Here is a 16,343-nt window from a genome sequence, read left to right on the forward strand (position 1 = left end):
TGTGTGGACGTGAAGAGGAATTTAAATAAAATGCGTTTATCTCCCGTATGGGTAGCAGTTGTAGCAATTGCAGCGCCATTAGGCGGCTCGCCCAGTGCAAATGCCCAAACCATTAATAGTTCAGAACAAACAGCAGAGGTTTTCGTACCTGAGATTAATCAAGCGGTTCCAGCAAGTGAAAGTTTAGAATTTCACTCCAACTCCACAGAGGTTGAGTCTGTTGTCACACTTTCCCCAGTTAAACCAGCCCAGAAGACGACATCAGAAGCGGTTGAGTCTGTGGTCACACTTCCCCCAGTTAAACCAGCCCAGAAGACAACATCAGATGTCATAATTCCCTCCTTGACAACGCCGAAAGTTGGTCAAAACTCTTCTGAGAAAACCGCAATTTTTCTCACCCAAGAGTCTAATTCTGTTCCAGACACTGCACCTCCCGTACCTAGCCAGGCGCTACCCTCACCAACGCCTGAAACTACTCCAAATCTGGAAAATTTCAATACTCCCACCCCCACCCCAAATGCTGAGGAACCTCGCGTACTGATATCAGAAGTAGTTGTCAGACCTGAGACGGGACAACTAACAAAGGAACTGGAAGACCAAGTTTACAGAGTAATTCGGACCCAAGCAGGTCGGACAACAACGCGCTCTCAACTGCAAGAAGATATTAACGCCATCTTTGGTACTGGCTTCTTCGCCAACGTTCAGGCAGTGCCAGAAGATACACCTTTGGGTGTGCGGTTGAGCTTTATTGTCCAACCCAACCCCGTGCTGACGAAGGTAGAAGTGCAAGCTAATCCTGGAACTGATGTTCCTTCTGTACTGCCTGCTAGTACTGTGGATGAAGTCTTTCGCGAGCAATATGGTCAAGTCCTCAACCTGCGGGAATTGCAAGAAGGCATCAAGAAGTTAACTGAGCAGTATCAAGAAAAAGGTTACGTACTAGCAAACGTCATTGGCTCGCCACAAATCGCGGAAACTGGGGTGGTGACTCTGCAAGTAGCCGAAGGAGTAGTAGAAAATCTCAAAGTCAGATTCCGCGATCGCGAAGGTCAGGAGACAGACGAAAAAGGAGAACCAATTCGGGGTCGGACACAGGAATATATAATCACGCGAGAACTAGAATTAAAGCCAGGACAAGTATTTAACCGCGACATCGTACAAAGAGACCTACAAAGGGTATTTGGACTAGGGTTATTTGAAGATGTCAACGTATCCCTTGACCCTGGTACAGACCCTAGTAAGGTTGATGTCGTGGTGAATGTAGCCGAACGTAGTACCGGTTCGATTGCGGCTGGAGCCGGGTTTAGTTCTGCCAGTGGATTATTTGGGACTGTGAGTTATCAGCAGCAAAACCTCGCAGGAAGAAACCAAAACCTGGGCGCAGAAGTACAGGTAGGACAACGAGAACTGCTGTTTGACCTCCGGTTTACAGACCCCTGGATTGCAGGTGATCCCTACAGAACTTCTTATACAACTAATCTGTTTCGCCGCAGTTCCATTTCATTGATTTTTGATGGACAAGATGGTGACATTAGGACATTTCAACCAGAGGAGACAGATGGCGATCGCCCCCGTGTTCTCCGGCTAGGCGGTGGTGTGACTTTTACCCGTCCCCTATCTCCCGATCCCTATAAGAGATCAGAATGGACAGCTTCCGCCGGATTGCAGTATCAACGAATTTCCACCCGTGATGCCGATGGTAATGTCACACCAGAAGGAGCCGTATTCGTGGATGGAGTACCCGGAGAACGAGTCCCCCTGAGCCTCTCAGGTGAAGGTGAAGATGATTTGCTGCTATTACAAGTAGGCGCACAGCGCGACCTGCGGAATAACCCCTTACAACCAACCGGCGGTTCCTTCCTCCGCCTGGGGGTCGATCAGTCCGTACCAGTAGGACTAGGTAGCATTTTTCTGACTAGAGTCAGAGGTAACTATAGCCAATACTTACCCGTGAGTTTTACTAACTTCGCCCCAGGGCCACAAACCCTAGCATTTAACCTGCAAGGGGGTACAGTACTCGGTGACTTGCCTCCCTACGAAGCTTTTACCCTTGGCGGTAGCAACTCAATTCGGGGTTATGAAGAAGGAGCATTAACCAGTGGACGTAGTTACGTACAAGCATCTGTTGAGTATCGCTTCCCGGTTTTCTCAGTAGTCAGTGGCGCACTGTTTTTTGATGTCGGTAGTGATCTAGGAACCACAACCAGACCTGCTGAAGTATTAAACAAAAACGGTACTGGCTACGGCTATGGACTCGGTGTGCGTGTACAATCCCCCCTAGGCCCCATTCGGATTGACTACGGCATTAACGATGATGGCGATAGTCGCATCAATTTTGGTATTGGTGAAAGGTTTTAAATAGTCATTGGTCATTGGTCATTGGTCATCAGTCATTTGTGACTGAACTTTTGACTTTTGACCCCTCGACTTACCTCGGCTCCGCTCAGTACGAGTCGCTCAGGGTAAACTTTTGACTTTTGACGAACGCCCTGCGGTGCTAGGTACTTGCTAATTGTCACATTTGCCTGAATACTGTTTCCATAAAGGCAAAAGAAGCAGTTGTATTTTGCAGATCAGTCAGGGTCTTTGGCGAAACTTCAAATGAATCATACAAATCAAAATATATTAATTTTTTGCTCATGCCACAGCACACCATAGCAGGGGAAATCACCCAAACTGGAGTGGGACTGCATAGTGGTGTGATTACCAATGTCCGGATATTACCCTCTGAACCAGATACTGGGCGCTACTTTGTGCGGGTGGATTTGCCAGATTTACCAATCATTCCCGCCCAAGTGTCCGCCGTAAATCAAACTCTGCTCTCTACTCAATTAGGTGAGGGTGAAGCCTGCATTCGCACAGTAGAGCATCTATTAGCAGCACTTGTGGGTATGGGGGTGGATAACGCCCGAATTGAAATTGATGGCTCAGAAGTACCACTATTAGACGGTTCCGCAAAGATTTGGACGGAGAGTATTGCTCAAGTTGGCTGCTTATCACAAGCAATGAACAACCCAGTTCCTTTGGTTGTCAAAGAGCCGATATGGATTTATGAAAATGATGCTTTTGCTTGCGCCCTCCCCGCATCAAAAACCCGTTTTAGTTACGAAATTGATTTTGAGCTATCGGCTATTGGTAACCAATGGCATAGTTGGTCACTGAGTGCCAGTTTTGCGGAAGAAATTGCCCCGGCTCGGACTTTTGGTTTACTGCACCAAATCGAACACTTACAAAAAACCGGGTTAATTAAAGGTGGTAACTTGGATAATGCCTTGGTTTGTGGATCTGAAGGTTGGCTAAATCCACCACTAAGATTTGAAAATGAACCAGTTCGTCATAAAATATTAGATTTAGTAGGAGATTTGAGTTTATTGGGAACTTTTCCGCAAGCTCATTTTTTAGCGTATAAAGCCAGCCATAATTTACACATTCAACTGGCTCGGAAAATTTTAGAATTGCAGGCTAAAGTCTAAAATCTCAATTCTTGACAGGTTTTCATCCCTGCCTACTTCATTTATCAATTAAAAATCAACATACCGCTAATGGCAATCGTCACTGAAGTGAATAGTCCCGATACTACTGTACCTACATCTACCGCCGAACAGATTACTGAAATTAAAACCACATTTTCCTCTGAAGAAATTCATAAATTGCTCCCCCACCGATACCCATTTTTACTTGTAGATAAAATAATTGACTATGTGCCAGGAAAATTGGCTGTAGGCGTTAAAAACGTCTCTGTCAACGAACCCCAGTTTCAAGGACATTTCCCAGAACAGCCACTGATGCCAGGAGTGCTAATTGTGGAGGCTATGGCACAGGTTGGGGGTATTGTTCTCAAGCAACACTCTGAGTTGGGAAATGGACTATTCGTTTTTGCTGGTATCGATAAAGTGCGCTTCCGCCGCCAAGTAGTTCCAGGAGATCAGCTAGTGATGACAGTGGAACTGTTGTGGATAAAACAACGTCGTTTCAGTAAAATGCAAGCCCGTGCTGAGGTTGACGGTCAACTCGCTGCTGAAGGCGAATTAATGTTTTCTCTGATTAACTAATAATTTGCTGTGGTGTTGGTGGGTAAAGCCGTGATTTACTTTGAACTTACACCTAAATTAAGAATAGCAATAAAAAACTATCCACAACAGCATTTTATAATTTCTAGATTTTCGTCGCCCTTACACATAACTTGCTTGACTCGACACTTTCGGCCACTGATCGTACAGACACGATTTATCGCGTCTCTACACTTAAAAAAGTTCTGGAGATTCACCCTTGAAGACGCTTATTCATCCAACTGCTGTAATTCATCCTAAATCGGAACTCCACCCTACAGTACAAGTCGGTGCCTATGCTGTGATTGGAGCTCATGTCAAAGTCGGTCTGGAAACAATTATTGGCGCTCATGTAGTGCTAGAAGGTCCTTGTGAGATTGGGGCGCGAAATCAAATTTTTCCAGGCGCAGCTATCGGTATGGAACCCCAGGATCTAAAGTTTGTGGGAGAACCGACTTGGGTCAAAATTGGTGACAATAACTTGATTCGTGAGTATGTCACGATTAACCGCGCTACTGGTGCTGGTGAAGCTACGGTGATTGGCAACAATAACCTTTTAATGGCTTATGTCCACGTAGCTCATAACTGCATAATTGAAGACAACGTAATTATTCCTAACTCAGTCGCTTTGGCAGGTCATGTCCACATAGAGTCACGCGCCCGCCTGGGTGGAGTTTTAGGTGTGCATCAATTTGTCCGCATTGGTCAACACGCAATGGTCGGGGGTATGGCACGTATTGACCGGGATGTGCCTCCTTATATGTTGGTGGAGGGAAATCCAGCACGGGTCAGAACCCTGAATTTAGTGGGCCTCAAACGTTCTGGGATGAACTCAACCGACTTGCAAGTTCTCAAAAAAGCGTTTCGGATTCTCTATCGATCTGGCTTAAGTTTTAAGGAGGCTTTGGAACAGCTCGAACAGCTGGGAGAAACGGAACAATTGCAATACCTGCGTCGTTTTTTGCTACTTTCTCAAATGCCAGGAAGACGTGGCTTGATTCCAGGAAGGAAAAAACCAGGCGGGAGTGATGAGTCCTAGATTAGTAAAGACGCGGTAAATCGCGTCTCTACAAAAGCTTGAGCGCTAACTTTTAATGAATTAAATTTTAATTTTTAGTAATTATAAAATGCGGATATTTATCAGCACTGGCGAGGTATCTGGCGATTTGCAAGGTTCATTGCTAATTACAGCTATCCAGCGTCAAGCTGCTGCGGCTGGTTTGCAATTAGAAATTGTGGCGCTGGGGGGAGAAAAAATGGCAGCAGCTGGAGCCACTATTTTGGGTAAAACTAGTGGTATTGGCTCGATGGGTTTGATAGAATCTCTGCCTTATATTTTCCCGACTATTCAGGTACAACGACGAGCGATCGCTTTTCTCAAAGACAATCCCCCTGACTTAGTGGTACTAATTGATTATATGGGGCCAAACTTGGGTATTGGCACTTATATGCAAAAGCATCTGCCACAAGTCCCAGTGGTTTATTACATCGCTCCCCAAGAATGGGCTTGGTCAATGGGTTTGCGTAATACATCCCGAATTGTCGGTTTTACAGATAAACTCTTGGCTATCTTCCCCGAAGAAGCCCGTTATTTTCGCGAGAACGGCGCAGAAGTTAGCTGGGTTGGTCATCCCCTTGTTGACCGGATGCAAGACGCACCCAGTCGCTCAGTCGCCCGCGCTCAATTGCAAATTCCACCAGAACAAAAGGCGATCGCACTGCTTCCCGCTTCTCGCCGTCAAGAGCTAAAATATCTTTTACCAGTCATTTTTGCAGCTGCTCAAACTATTCAAGCTAAATTACCAGAAGTTCATTTTTGGATTCCCCTGTCGTTAGAAGTTTACAGAGAGCCAATCGAAGCCGCAATTCAAAGTTATGGTTTGCGGGCGACAGTTTTATCTGGTCAACAAAAAGAAGTATTTGCCGCAGCTGATTTTGCTATCAGTAAATCTGGTACGGTCAATCTGGAACTGGCTTTATTAAATGTGCCGCAAGTTGTAGTTTATCGCCTCAATCCTATTACTGTTTGGATTGCGCGAAAAATTCTGAAAGGGTCTATAGTTTTTGCTTCGCCACCTAATTTAGTGGTAATGAGGGCAATTATACCGGAGTTATTACAAGAGCAAGCTACAGCAGAGAATATTGTGCAAGCATCGATGGAATTACTGCTAAATTCTGAGGTTCGAGCGCAAACTATGGCTGATTATGCCGAAATGCGGCAGCTTTTGGGAGAACTAGGGGTATGCGATCGCGTGGCTCAAGAAATTTTGCAAATGCTACCGGGTGTTGGGGAGTAGGGAGTAGGGAGGAATTGAAAAGGTGGTCAGGTAGATGAGAAAACAACGACCTATCGCTGTCGATTTATTTGCTGGTGCTGGTGGGATGAGCCTGGGCTTTGAACAAGCAGGTTTTGATGTACTTGCATCTGTAGAAATAGACCCCATCCACTGTGCAACGCACGAGTTTAATTTTCCTTTTTGGAGCGTTTTGTGCCAGCCTGTTGAAGAAATTACCAGTCAAGAAATTAGACAAAAATCATCGATTGGCGATCGCGAAATTGATGTCGTGTTTGGTGGTCCCCCATGTCAAGGCTTTTCATTAATAGGTAAACGTTCTTTTGACGACCCTAGAAATTTTCTGGTATTTCATTATATTCGATTAGTATTAGAACTACAGCCCAAATTTTTTGTTATTGAAAATGTTAAAGGAATGGTTTCCGGAAAACATCAAGAATTTATTGCAGAAATAATTAATAAATTTGCCAGCAATGGTTACCAAGTCCGGCAAAAATACCAAATTTTAAATGCTGCTCATTTTGGAGTACCACAAAATCGGGAAAGATTATTTATTTTGGGTTGCCGTCAAGGCTTAGAATTACCAAATTACCCAGATATAATTACTAAACCTGCTAAACAAAATAAATCCCCACTTGCTTCGGCTACCCTCAGTACAAGAGCTACAGAATTGACTTTAACTCCTACGGTTTGGGATGCACTTCAAGACTTGCCCAAAATAGAAAAATATCGGAAATTATATCAACGTGATTGGGTAGTTGCAGATTTTGGTAAGCCCAGTGATTATGGTCGGCTACTTCGTGGGCTGAGTTCTACAGATAATGACTATTCATATCAACGTCAGTATGACTCTAGAATCCTGACCTCAAGTTTAAGAACAAAGCATAATTTAGAATCTATTACCAGATTTGCAGCTACAGCTTATGGTAAAACGGAAAGAATTAGTCGCTTCCATAAACTTGACCCGGACGGAATTTGTAATACTCTCAGAGCCGGAACTCCTAGTAATCGAGGAGCTTTTACTTCCCCTAGACCAATTCATCCGTTGATACCCAGATGTATTACTGTGCGTGAAGCGGCGCGTTTACATTCTTATCCAGATTGGTTTAGGTTCCATGTTACAAAATGGCATGGATTTCGACAAATAGGAAATTCTGTTCCTCCTTTATTAGCTAAAGCCGTCGCCTTAGAAATTATTAAATGTTTAGATATAAACTTAGATCAACCCACAACTATCAAACATTTAGGAGATGATGTTTTACTAAGTTTTGGGATGACGCAAGCCGCTAAATACTTCCAAGTGAATCCGCATACTATAGAGCCTAGAGTCAGAAAATTAAATATCAATAAATTGCTTCCTGCTGATCAAGTTTTTACAGCAGATGTACAAAATTATCCAAATTGCGAATAAAATTAAGTCCAAGCCCGGAAGAATGTACTATCTTCCCAGATATTAGCAGTACGTTGAGCGATCGCATTTAATTCTTGTTGACTCAGGGGTTGAAAATCACGAGCTATCTTGATATTATTCTCTAATTGTGCTGTGTCTTCAGCCGCAATTACGCAACAATGAACCCCAGGCTGAGACATCGTATATCCTAAAGCTTGCTGCATACCTGCCAAACCACCGGGTTTAAACAACCGACCATAAGCCGGGACTTTCATGGCAATTACACCCACGTTTTTGGCTTGCGCTATCGGCAGAACTACCGGAAGAAAAGGACGTGGATGATGTTGGTCGGCGGCATTCACAGGAATCAGTGTAGCGTGAAAGGGATAGCGGCGCAGTCCTTCGGCAATTATCTCTGGGTCATGATGTCCGGTAATACCTGCGAAGCGGACAAGTTTCTGCTGTATAGCTTCTTCTAAAGCTGTAATTGCACCAGATGCACTAAAGATAGTGTCGAGTTCTGAGGCAAAAGACACATGATGCAACTGCCACAAATCAAGGTAATCTGTATTCAGACGTTTAAGCGATCGCTCCAATTCTCGCCATGCACCATCGTAGTCTCTTTGATCAGTCTTGCTGGCTAGAAACAGCCCAGAACGATGGGGTGGCAGCACTTTTCCTAAATAATCTTCACTAGGACCATAATTAGCAGCCGTATCAAAGTAGCGGATACCCAGTTCCAACGCTTTTTGAATAATTGCTTCAGCATCACCTTCTCTGTCATACCAGGATAGCGGCGTTTGTCCTGCACCTCCCAACCCGAAAATAGGTAAATTTACTTCAGTGCTTCCCAGGACTCGTTCTGGCATAGTTGCTGTTGGTTTTGCAGCCTGTGGAAAGGCAGTAGTTGCTGTCATACCACCAGCTACCGCAACACTGGTAATTATAAAATTGCGCCGTGTTTGCTTTTTTATCATGATTGGCTGCGGCGAAATTGCTCCTTTTATCTTAGCGAAGGACAATTGCTCTGAGACATCTACCTAAATGAGTATATAAAAAGCTCACGCATTGGCGCTAGCCTCTCCCTTTGGGAGAAGGGCGCAAAGACGCAAAGCTATAAAGAAGAGTTCATAATTACTGTTTCTTATTTTCACTTGTTAAACTACTAGGATTAATGTTGATTAAAGGCAACGCACCATTACCACTCATCACTGTGGGAAAACGACCATCCCATTTTTCTATGGCTTGCTTTTGTAATAAATCTGGCGTTAAAGTTAGCCGTTGTAATCTTTGTGCTTCGGCTTGACCTTTAGCGCGGTTGATATCTGCTTGGGCTTCTTGAGTCGCTTTCTGAGCAATAAATTCCGCCTGTTTAGCCTCTTGTTCAGCTATTTGTTTCGATTCAATTGCTCTACTAAACTCTGGAGAAAAGGAGAAGTTCACTAAAGAAACATCATCTATAATAATACCGTAAGATGCTAAACGGGTTTTCAGATGATTATCCATTTCTTGCTTTAATTCTGTTCTTTTCGTAATGACTTCTTCGGCTGTTTTTTTAGCAGTAGCTGCTTTCAGGACTTCCGAAACCGCCGGAGTAATAATGCCATCAATAATTAGTTTCTCATCTCCCACTTGTTGAAAAATTTTATTTACTTGTAGCGGGTCAAGATGCCAGTTTACAGCTAATTCTGTCGTGATTGTTTGCAGGTCTTTGGAAGCTGCATCAGATTTAAAAGTATTTTGTTGAACGCGAACATTGAGCCTTTTAACTGATGTGACAATTGGCATAATTGGATGTAGCCCTTCGCCTAAAACTTGATCCTGAACTTTGCCAAACTTCATGATTACACCCCGTTCACCAGCATTTATAATGGCAAAAGGACGGATGGTCATTGCCAAAAATAAGATAAATATTCCTCCGGCGATATAAAATCCATACTGAAATCTGTGATCAAGATTACTACTAACGCTACGCATATTTTTCTCCGAAAATAAATGGTTATGGTTGCTAATTATTGAGCCATAAATAACGGAAATTTTCTCAAAGGCTACAAAAATTCGCAAATTCATTTAAATCTTAGATACACCGTTACTAATCAACATTTCGGAAAAGCACACTTTTAATTTCCAGTTTAAATATGAAGATTTATCAACATCATCCTTGGCCTGTGACAGTGGAAGAAGCGATCGCTATCCAAGAACGTTTACGATATCAGGTAATTAGCTCAGATCAACTCAAACAACCTGTCCAATACGTAGCTGGTGTAGATATGGGTTTTGAGTCCAATGGCACTATTAGCCGTGCAGCAGTTGCAGTGCTGAGTTTTCCTGATTTGCAAGTCGTAGAAACTTCATTAGCCTACCGCCCCACATCATTTCCCTACATTCCCGGTTTTCTCTCGTTTCGGGAAATCCCAGCCGTACTGGATGCACTAGAAAAAATTCAAATTACACCAGATATTATTTTGTGTGATGGTCAAGGAATCGCCCATCCCCGCAGATTGGGCATAGCTAGTCATCTAGGGGTTATCTTGGATATGCCGACAATTGGTGTAGCAAAATCATTGTTAATTGGGAAGCATGAGCAATTGCCAGACACTAAAGGTCGTTGGCAACCATTAATACATAAAGGTGAAACTATTGGGGCAGTTTTAAGAACGCGTCAAGGAGTAAAGCCTGTATACGTCTCCATCGGTCATCAAATCAGTTTAACTACTGCAATTGACTATGTATTAAGCTGTACACCAAAATATCGCTTACCCGAAACTACACGCATTGCTGATAAATTGGCATCAGCGAGATAAGGTGATTGTTGAAGTTTGTGCTAAACACTTGCTTGGTCTTGCTGAATCGTGTTAGGAATCGCACAGACAGAAGTTGAAGTAACTAAATAATTCTGATTTAATTGAGAAAGATGAACACACTAACTTTACAGTGGCACGATACAGGCCAAGATAGAGTTCAGAACATTTATGAACAACAGCCTAGTAAAAATCCCAGTACTGTCCGCATCGGTCGCGATCCCATGCGGTGTGATATTGTTTTAAGTCACCCGACTGTATCCGGTTTACACGTAGAAATATTTTTTCATCATCAGCAGCAATGCTTTTATATCAGAAATTTGCGATCGCCTAATCCCCCAATGATCGATGGACAGCAATTAGTCCAAGGTGAAATGCCTTTAAATCAGGGCAGTATTATTTATTTGGGTCAAGCAAAACTTCAAGTTACTAACATTGCTATTAACAACATTCCAGCAACAATTTTAACACCACCACCAGCACCAGAACCACTGAGGCATCATCACCATCCACCCACACCCCCAGCACCAACACAAAGGTTTTATGGCTTAGAGTGTCCCAAATGTCATAAAGTTTCCCCTGCGGAAAATCTGCAAATTGGCTGTCCTTGGTGTGGTACATCTTTAGCAGCATCAGTAAGTGTGTTAGTAGCACCGAATCATTGAAGAGGCAGGGGGGCAGAGTGCAGGGTGCAGGGGGGAAAGATTGTGACTGACTTCCTAATGAACAAAGAAAAAAGGATACAGAGCAACTAAATTTATTTATGGAGAAGAAAAAAGTGAAACAACATTTATTCAAGCCCCCAGATTTATCCGTGGGGTATTTAATTTTGAATTTTGAATTTTGAATTTTGAATTCGGAGCGCAGCGACGTGACTAATCCACAAATTCAATTAAGTTGGGAAGACCCAGCAACGGGGGAACGGCGAGAACCAACATTGAGTCCGCCCATAGCTTTTGGTCGTGAATTCGTTCGTCTACCTGCTGAACTTCAGGGACGGCGTGTGGCTAGAATGCTGCTTAACAGTCATGAAATTTCCCGTTATCATGCCCTCATTGACTGGGAACAAAACCAGCTAGTAGTAATTGACCAAGGCAGCATTAACGGTGTATTTGTCAACGGTCAACAACAAAATCGTGGTGTTTTAGCTCATGGCGATACATTGCAAATTGGCCCCTACATGATCACGGTGATGTTTGGTGTCAACGCCACCAGCCAAGCTACCAGCCCGCCGTCAATGATTCAGTTTAACCCCCATACTAATATCCCTGAACCTGGCTTGCCACCAGCCCAGGCAACACCCTTGGGGAGCAATTTTCCCCCACCAGCATTCCAGGCAGAAAATGTTCCCCTACAAGCACTTCACGCCACAGGTTTGCCAGTGGATGAATGCGATTATTTGGCAGTTGGGGCGGGATTAGGTAGTTTTGTCTGGGTTGATTTGCTGCGAATAAGTGGTGTCCGGGCTGAGAAAATTGTGGCTTTGGGATTAGAAGCAGAACCTTATGCGCGTTACAAGCGCCTCTGTATGAACTCGCAAATTCCCTTACATGAAAGATTGCGATCTAATTCTGATTCTTGTCCTGATAATATTTGGGGTTGGCCTAGTTATGCTTTGCGGGAAGCTGGGCGTGAAGTGACTCAAGGTAAGGTCAATTCAGCATTCAAATATTTATGGCAAGTATTTGCTGAACCCACCTTTGCAGAAACTTATACACCTCGTGCAGGTAATGTCTTCGATTCCATAGACCGGGAAGTTAAGCGCATTGGCTGGAATCAAATTTATCGTTATGGGCGCGTTAGGGCTATTCGCAAAACTGATGATGGCAGATATTGTGTAGCCTATTCTCGCAGTCCGGGAAATTACGCTTTTATAGTTAGTCGTTATATACATTTAGCTACTGGGTATCCGGCAATTCAATTTCTCCCAGATTTGCAAGCTTATAGAGCAAAATATCAAGATTTTAAGTCTGTTGTCAATGCTTATGAAGCCCACGACCATGTTTATCAGCAACTAGAACAACAGGGTGGGACTGTGTTGATTCGTGGACGGGGAATTGTGGCTTCGCGGATTATCCAAAGAATTTATGAGGCGAGAAAGCACAATCGTCATATTACAGTTTTGCATTTGATGCGATCGCCTAAACCCCAAGGCAACAAATTTCAAAAAGCCCAGCGACAAGTCAAAAATCATTACGAATTTCAGCCTTTTAACTGGCCTAAAGCTTGTTGGGGCGGAGAACTCCGCGTCATGCTCGAAAAAGCCACCCCAGACGAACGCCAGCGCCTACTAGCAGACTGGGGCGGGACTACCACCGCCGACCGCCACGACTGGCAGCAAATGACTGAGCAAGGGTTAAGTGAAGGCTGGTATCAAATCACCTTTGGTGAAGTAAAAGCTGTAGAACGGGATACTCAAAACCGGACTATTACCCATATCCAGGAAAAAGGCTTGGGAGAAATGAAACTAGCCGCAGACTTTATTATTGATGCTACTGGACTGGATGCCAAAGTCGAAGCCAGCCCCTTACTAGAAGATTTGGTAGAACATTACAAATTGCCCCTGAATTATCTAGGGCGCTTGGTTGTCACAAATAATTTTGAAATACCAGAACTGCGGAATGGCAAAGGACAGATATATGCATCCGGAGCAATTACACTGGGTGGCCCTTATGCAGCAGTTGATAGTTTCCTCGGTTTGCAATATTCAGCACTAGTCGCTGTTGATGGAATCGCCGCCTCCCGTGCGCCCGGACTTCACCGCTTAAATATACTAACTTCTTCTGCACAGTGGCTAAAGTGGGTTTTTAATCAATCACCATAATTCGTAATTCGTAATTGAGCCAATATTTGCAGCTTGCCGGATGAAGGTTAAGCAAGATACCCTTTAATGGTGTAGAAATGTGTAGAATCTTGTAAAGATATAAAATACAGCCTTTAAAATGCAAACATTCGAGCTTTCTTCCTCAATGCAGCTGGTAGAACCACCCAAACAATGTCAGCCTTTGAAGATTATCGCACTGGGGGATAGCTTAGTATATGGCTTTGGCGACCCAGAAAAAGGCGGTTGGGTTGAGCAACTCCGGCGGTGGTGGATGTTACCCGATAGTTCTGGTCATGTATTATATAATTTGGGAGTTAGAGGCGATCGCACACAACAAGTAGCACAAAGGCTAGAAGTAGAATTTCGCCATCGGGGTGAACTCCGAAATCGTCTTCCCGACATGATTATCCTCTCCGTCGGTGTCAATGATACAGCCCGATTAACACGTCCCCACGGACGAAATCATACAGATTTTGCCCTATTTGAATCTGAAATCACTGCTTTACTAGAACAAGCACAGCAACTCTGTCCCGTGTTATTTGTGGGGATGGTTCCAGTCGATGAAGCCAAAATGCCGTTTCTAGATTGCTTTTATTACAATCACAGCGACCAATACCGTTATAAAGAAGCGACTAAACTAGCTTGCAGTCAACGGCAAATTCCTTATTTAGATATTTTCGACAAATGGATGGCGCGGGATGAATTTTGGCGGTTGCAACGCTTAAGTGCAGATGGTCTTCACCCCAACACCCTCGGCTATCAAACTTTGTTAGAAGATGTAATTAATTGGCAACCACTAACAGCCTATCACTAATTGCCAGTCAAAAGCCCTCTCAGGATACGCATGAAAGGGCATAAAATATGTGTTGAAACTGACTATACCGATTGCAAGGGTTTTCTCTTCTTACCTTTCATGCACAACCCCATAAAACCAAGCATCATTATACCGGCAAGATTCATTGGTTCGGGAACAGATGTTACAGGTGGAGTTGTCGGTGGAGTTGTCGGTGGAGTTGTCGGTGGAGTTGTCGGTGGAGGCGTTGCTTGGTCAAGAGAACTTGATGCACCCAAAATCGAACCTGTCAACCCTGTAAGATTTTTGTCGAAAACCCCCAATCCTGTAGTCGGATCAATAATAAGTTGTTCTCCAGCAGTTGTATAGCCATACAAAGTTCCGCTATTAAAACCTAGTCCAAACACCTCATTGAAACCAATACTACCAATTTCTGTAGCTGCACCATCTAGAGCGATAGAGAATAAAGTACTATTATCTGGAGTTGTTGATGTCGCTAAAAACTGATTTATTGCCGGATTAAATACAATATCGCCAGCGCTGAGAAAACCTGTAAGACTATTAGATACTACCGTTGCCCTACCTGTAGAAGTGTTCACAGAATAGAAATCATTACTACCAGCAGCATAAAGCACGCCATTGTTGTCAAATCCTAATGCGTTCGCATTATTGATGAGTAAAGCACCAATGTCCATAACCTCCATTGGTGAACCTGGACTAATGCTGTATAGCCGGCCAAAAGTATTACCGAACAGTTCCCCATCATCGTTAACAGCTATATCAGTAAAATTTAGTGAATTAGTCAGAAAAGGAGTAAATATACCTGTAGAAACATCTACATTTCCAACTTCTCCACCGCTAGTCGAAATTGTGATTGCTTGTCCTGGAAGCGTGTAACTCAACATTCCACAAGCTGTAATTGCGGTTCCAAAGACAACTGATGTCAAACTTTTGATGGTTTTCATGTAGTAAATGCAAAATTTTAGTTAACCCTGTATACTTTTTAACACATTTTTTTTGAATTAATCATCAAAATTATCAATATATCCGTCAAAATCGATAAAAAAACGTTATTTTTAATAGTTGCCTACTGAATAATGTGCATTATATTTGTGTAAAATGTCTTTACTACACAATTGTTTACAAAACCAGTTACAATCTTGCTGAAATTGGTAAACTTGGTTTGACAAATAATCTATGAAAAACTTTGATTCTTTCCAGTCTTTTACTCAGCACTGAATTATGACACCAACTTTATTTGGGCGTTGGCAAACTCGATTACTACTACTTATAACTGTAGGGCTATTAGTATCATTACCTTTTGCAATAGGTTTAATTGGCCCTGGTGCAAACTCGGTTTATTTCTGGATACTTGGCTATGTCGCCATCTTTGGTTTAATTTGGGATGTGCTTTATGATTATCTGCAAAAATCCCGTTGGGATAGAGACTGGCCTGCTGCTTATCAACTGGTTGCTGGTATTTGGGAATTAGCCTTCATTTTCTGTGGAGTAAAACTTTTTGGCTTCTTACCAATACCTATACCAAAAGCCGAACTACCATTAGGAGCTTTTATAATACACTATAGTTTTGTTTGGCTAGCAGTTTTTACTGCCTCACAAAGCCTGATGAGAATTATCTTTCCCCATTGGCGTTTCCGAGGTGGACAGTGGTTATAACTTTTCCCGTCACCTCGTTTTTTCCTGACTATAAAAAATCCAAATAATTAAATTTTTATTAATATAAATTAATTAATTTTGCTTTTTCAAGGAACTTACGAGATAGTAACCCTATTCAGATATCTGGCAACAAAATGCTGGTGATAAACGCAGATTTATAAAATGTGATATGTCTGCATTATTTGAATTTTTTAGCTTGAGTTGAACGATAAACACTAACGTATTGACCATGAATATTAACGCAATAGGGAACTAGGTAACTTATGGTTGCAGATATCCAACGTTCGCGACTCATTTGGCCTTGCCACAAAGCACTTCCATGATTAATTATAAATAAGATAGAAAACAATCAATGCAACTTTTACTGCTGTTGTCACCAATTTCGGTTCAATTAAACTGGCAAAATATCCTTTAACAAACTTAGACATTGTTACCTAACCTTGCCAGTACAGCAGTTTCCAATTATACAAGGTAGATATTAGCCCCCTCATCGCTTGCGGGGAGGGGGTTGGGGG

The 16,343-nt window shown here is 43.0% G+C and carries 15 protein-coding genes; 11 read left to right on the forward strand and 4 right to left on the reverse strand.

What is annotated here, in order from left to right; all coding sequences use genetic code 11:
• The first annotated feature begins 30 nt into the window (after positions 1 to 30).
• From AACX33_RS17810 to AACX33_RS17835, 6 genes are all read left to right on the forward strand, one after another.
• Positions 31 to 2,358 carry a BamA/TamA family outer membrane protein gene (locus AACX33_RS17810; protein WP_194001800.1) on the forward strand — a complete coding sequence of 776 codons (2,328 nt, stop codon included), beginning with the start codon at positions 31 to 33 and terminating at the stop codon, positions 2,356 to 2,358.
• A gap of 281 nt (positions 2,359 to 2,639) precedes the next feature.
• Positions 2,640 to 3,473, forward strand: a complete 834-nt coding sequence (gene lpxC / locus AACX33_RS17815; protein ID WP_194001798.1) for a UDP-3-O-acyl-N-acetylglucosamine deacetylase — start codon at positions 2,640 to 2,642, stop codon at positions 3,471 to 3,473.
• A gap of 69 nt (positions 3,474 to 3,542) precedes the next feature.
• Positions 3,543 to 4,052, forward strand: coding sequence for a 3-hydroxyacyl-ACP dehydratase FabZ (gene fabZ / locus AACX33_RS17820; RefSeq protein WP_194001796.1), 510 nt, complete (start codon positions 3,543 to 3,545; stop codon positions 4,050 to 4,052).
• 217 nt (positions 4,053 to 4,269) lie between these two features.
• Positions 4,270 to 5,088, forward strand: coding sequence for an acyl-ACP--UDP-N-acetylglucosamine O-acyltransferase (gene lpxA / locus AACX33_RS17825; RefSeq protein WP_194001794.1), 819 nt, complete (start codon positions 4,270 to 4,272; stop codon positions 5,086 to 5,088).
• Between the two features lie 88 nt (positions 5,089 to 5,176).
• The gene (gene lpxB, locus AACX33_RS17830) at positions 5,177 to 6,346 is read left to right on the forward strand and encodes a lipid-A-disaccharide synthase (RefSeq protein WP_194001792.1); all 1,170 of its coding nucleotides are present in this window, start codon (positions 5,177 to 5,179) and stop codon (positions 6,344 to 6,346) included.
• A gap of 34 nt (positions 6,347 to 6,380) precedes the next feature.
• On the forward strand, positions 6,381 to 7,754 hold the full coding sequence (locus tag AACX33_RS17835; protein ID WP_194001790.1) for a DNA cytosine methyltransferase: 1,374 nt from the start codon (positions 6,381 to 6,383) through the stop codon (positions 7,752 to 7,754).
• 2 nt (positions 7,755 to 7,756) lie between these two features.
• Here the strand turns inward: AACX33_RS17835 and AACX33_RS17840 are convergent, their stop codons facing one another.
• Positions 7,757 to 8,710 (reverse strand): aldo/keto reductase, encoded by a 954-nt coding sequence (locus AACX33_RS17840; protein WP_194001788.1) that lies wholly within the window; start codon positions 8,708 to 8,710, stop codon positions 7,757 to 7,759.
• 157 nt (positions 8,711 to 8,867) lie between these two features.
• The gene (locus AACX33_RS17845; RefSeq protein ID WP_194001787.1) at positions 8,868 to 9,710 is read right to left on the reverse strand and encodes a prohibitin family protein; all 843 of its coding nucleotides are present in this window, start codon (positions 9,708 to 9,710) and stop codon (positions 8,868 to 8,870) included.
• A gap of 161 nt (positions 9,711 to 9,871) precedes the next feature.
• Here AACX33_RS17845 and nfi point away from each other — a divergent pair, with 161 nt between their 5' ends.
• The 4 genes from nfi to AACX33_RS17865 all read left to right on the forward strand — a co-directional run bounded on the left by nfi (position 9,872) and on the right by AACX33_RS17865 (position 14,172).
• Complete coding sequence (gene nfi, locus AACX33_RS17850; RefSeq protein ID WP_194001785.1) at positions 9,872 to 10,537, forward strand: deoxyribonuclease V; 666 nt, start codon at positions 9,872 to 9,874, stop codon at positions 10,535 to 10,537.
• 110 nt (positions 10,538 to 10,647) lie between these two features.
• Positions 10,648 to 11,199, forward strand: coding sequence for an FHA domain-containing protein (locus AACX33_RS17855; protein ID WP_194001783.1), 552 nt, complete (start codon positions 10,648 to 10,650; stop codon positions 11,197 to 11,199).
• A gap of 206 nt (positions 11,200 to 11,405) precedes the next feature.
• Positions 11,406 to 13,358 (forward strand): FHA domain-containing protein, encoded by a 1,953-nt coding sequence (locus tag AACX33_RS17860; RefSeq protein ID WP_194001781.1) that lies wholly within the window; start codon positions 11,406 to 11,408, stop codon positions 13,356 to 13,358.
• Positions 13,359 to 13,476: 118 nt separating this feature from the next.
• Positions 13,477 to 14,172, forward strand: a complete 696-nt coding sequence (locus AACX33_RS17865; RefSeq protein WP_194001779.1) for a GDSL-type esterase/lipase family protein — start codon at positions 13,477 to 13,479, stop codon at positions 14,170 to 14,172.
• Positions 14,173 to 14,234: 62 nt separating this feature from the next.
• Here the strand turns inward: AACX33_RS17865 and AACX33_RS17870 are convergent, their stop codons facing one another.
• Positions 14,235 to 15,116 carry a hypothetical protein gene (locus AACX33_RS17870; protein WP_194001777.1) on the reverse strand — a complete coding sequence of 294 codons (882 nt, stop codon included), beginning with the start codon at positions 15,114 to 15,116 and terminating at the stop codon, positions 14,235 to 14,237.
• A 277-nt stretch (positions 15,117 to 15,393) separates the two neighbouring features.
• Between AACX33_RS17870 and AACX33_RS17875 the strand changes: the two genes are divergently transcribed.
• Positions 15,394 to 15,828 (forward strand): hypothetical protein, encoded by a 435-nt coding sequence (locus AACX33_RS17875; protein WP_194001775.1) that lies wholly within the window; start codon positions 15,394 to 15,396, stop codon positions 15,826 to 15,828.
• A gap of 178 nt (positions 15,829 to 16,006) precedes the next feature.
• On the opposite strand, the gene nrtS is transcribed toward AACX33_RS17875, so the two are convergent.
• Positions 16,007 to 16,123 (reverse strand): nitrate/nitrite transporter NrtS, encoded by a 117-nt coding sequence (nrtS, locus tag AACX33_RS26535; RefSeq protein ID WP_416209821.1) that lies wholly within the window; start codon positions 16,121 to 16,123, stop codon positions 16,007 to 16,009.
• Between the last annotated feature and the right edge of the window lie 220 nt (positions 16,124 to 16,343).

It is taken from the genome of Nodularia sp. LEGE 04288 (assembly GCF_963896525.1).
In the GTDB taxonomy this organism is placed as follows: Bacteria; Cyanobacteriota; Cyanobacteriia; order Cyanobacteriales; family Nostocaceae; genus Nodularia.

Bases quoted from the DNA above. Each gene is read 5' to 3' on its own strand.
- AACX33_RS17810 (WP_194001800.1), top strand. From the start codon at position 31: ATGCGTTTATCTCCCGTATGGGTAGCAGTTGTAGCAATTGCAGCGCCA.
- lpxC (WP_194001798.1), top strand. From the start codon at position 2,640: ATGCCACAGCACACCATAGCAGGGGAAATCACCCAAACTGGAGTGGGA.
- fabZ (WP_194001796.1), top strand. From the start codon at position 3,543: ATGGCAATCGTCACTGAAGTGAATAGTCCCGATACTACTGTACCTACA.
- lpxB (WP_194001792.1), top strand. From the start codon at position 5,177: ATGCGGATATTTATCAGCACTGGCGAGGTATCTGGCGATTTGCAAGGT.
- AACX33_RS17835 (WP_194001790.1), top strand. From the start codon at position 6,381: ATGAGAAAACAACGACCTATCGCTGTCGATTTATTTGCTGGTGCTGGT.
- AACX33_RS17840 (WP_194001788.1), bottom strand. From the start codon at position 8,710: ATGATAAAAAAGCAAACACGGCGCAATTTTATAATTACCAGTGTTGCG.
- AACX33_RS17845 (WP_194001787.1), bottom strand. From the start codon at position 9,710: ATGCGTAGCGTTAGTAGTAATCTTGATCACAGATTTCAGTATGGATTT.
- nfi (WP_194001785.1), top strand. From the start codon at position 9,872: ATGAAGATTTATCAACATCATCCTTGGCCTGTGACAGTGGAAGAAGCG.
- AACX33_RS17855 (WP_194001783.1), top strand. From the start codon at position 10,648: ATGAACACACTAACTTTACAGTGGCACGATACAGGCCAAGATAGAGTT.
- AACX33_RS17865 (WP_194001779.1), top strand. From the start codon at position 13,477: ATGCAAACATTCGAGCTTTCTTCCTCAATGCAGCTGGTAGAACCACCC.
- AACX33_RS17870 (WP_194001777.1), bottom strand. From the start codon at position 15,116: ATGAAAACCATCAAAAGTTTGACATCAGTTGTCTTTGGAACCGCAATT.
- AACX33_RS17875 (WP_194001775.1), top strand. From the start codon at position 15,394: ATGACACCAACTTTATTTGGGCGTTGGCAAACTCGATTACTACTACTT.
- nrtS (WP_416209821.1), bottom strand. From the start codon at position 16,123: ATGAGTCGCGAACGTTGGATATCTGCAACCATAAGTTACCTAGTTCCC.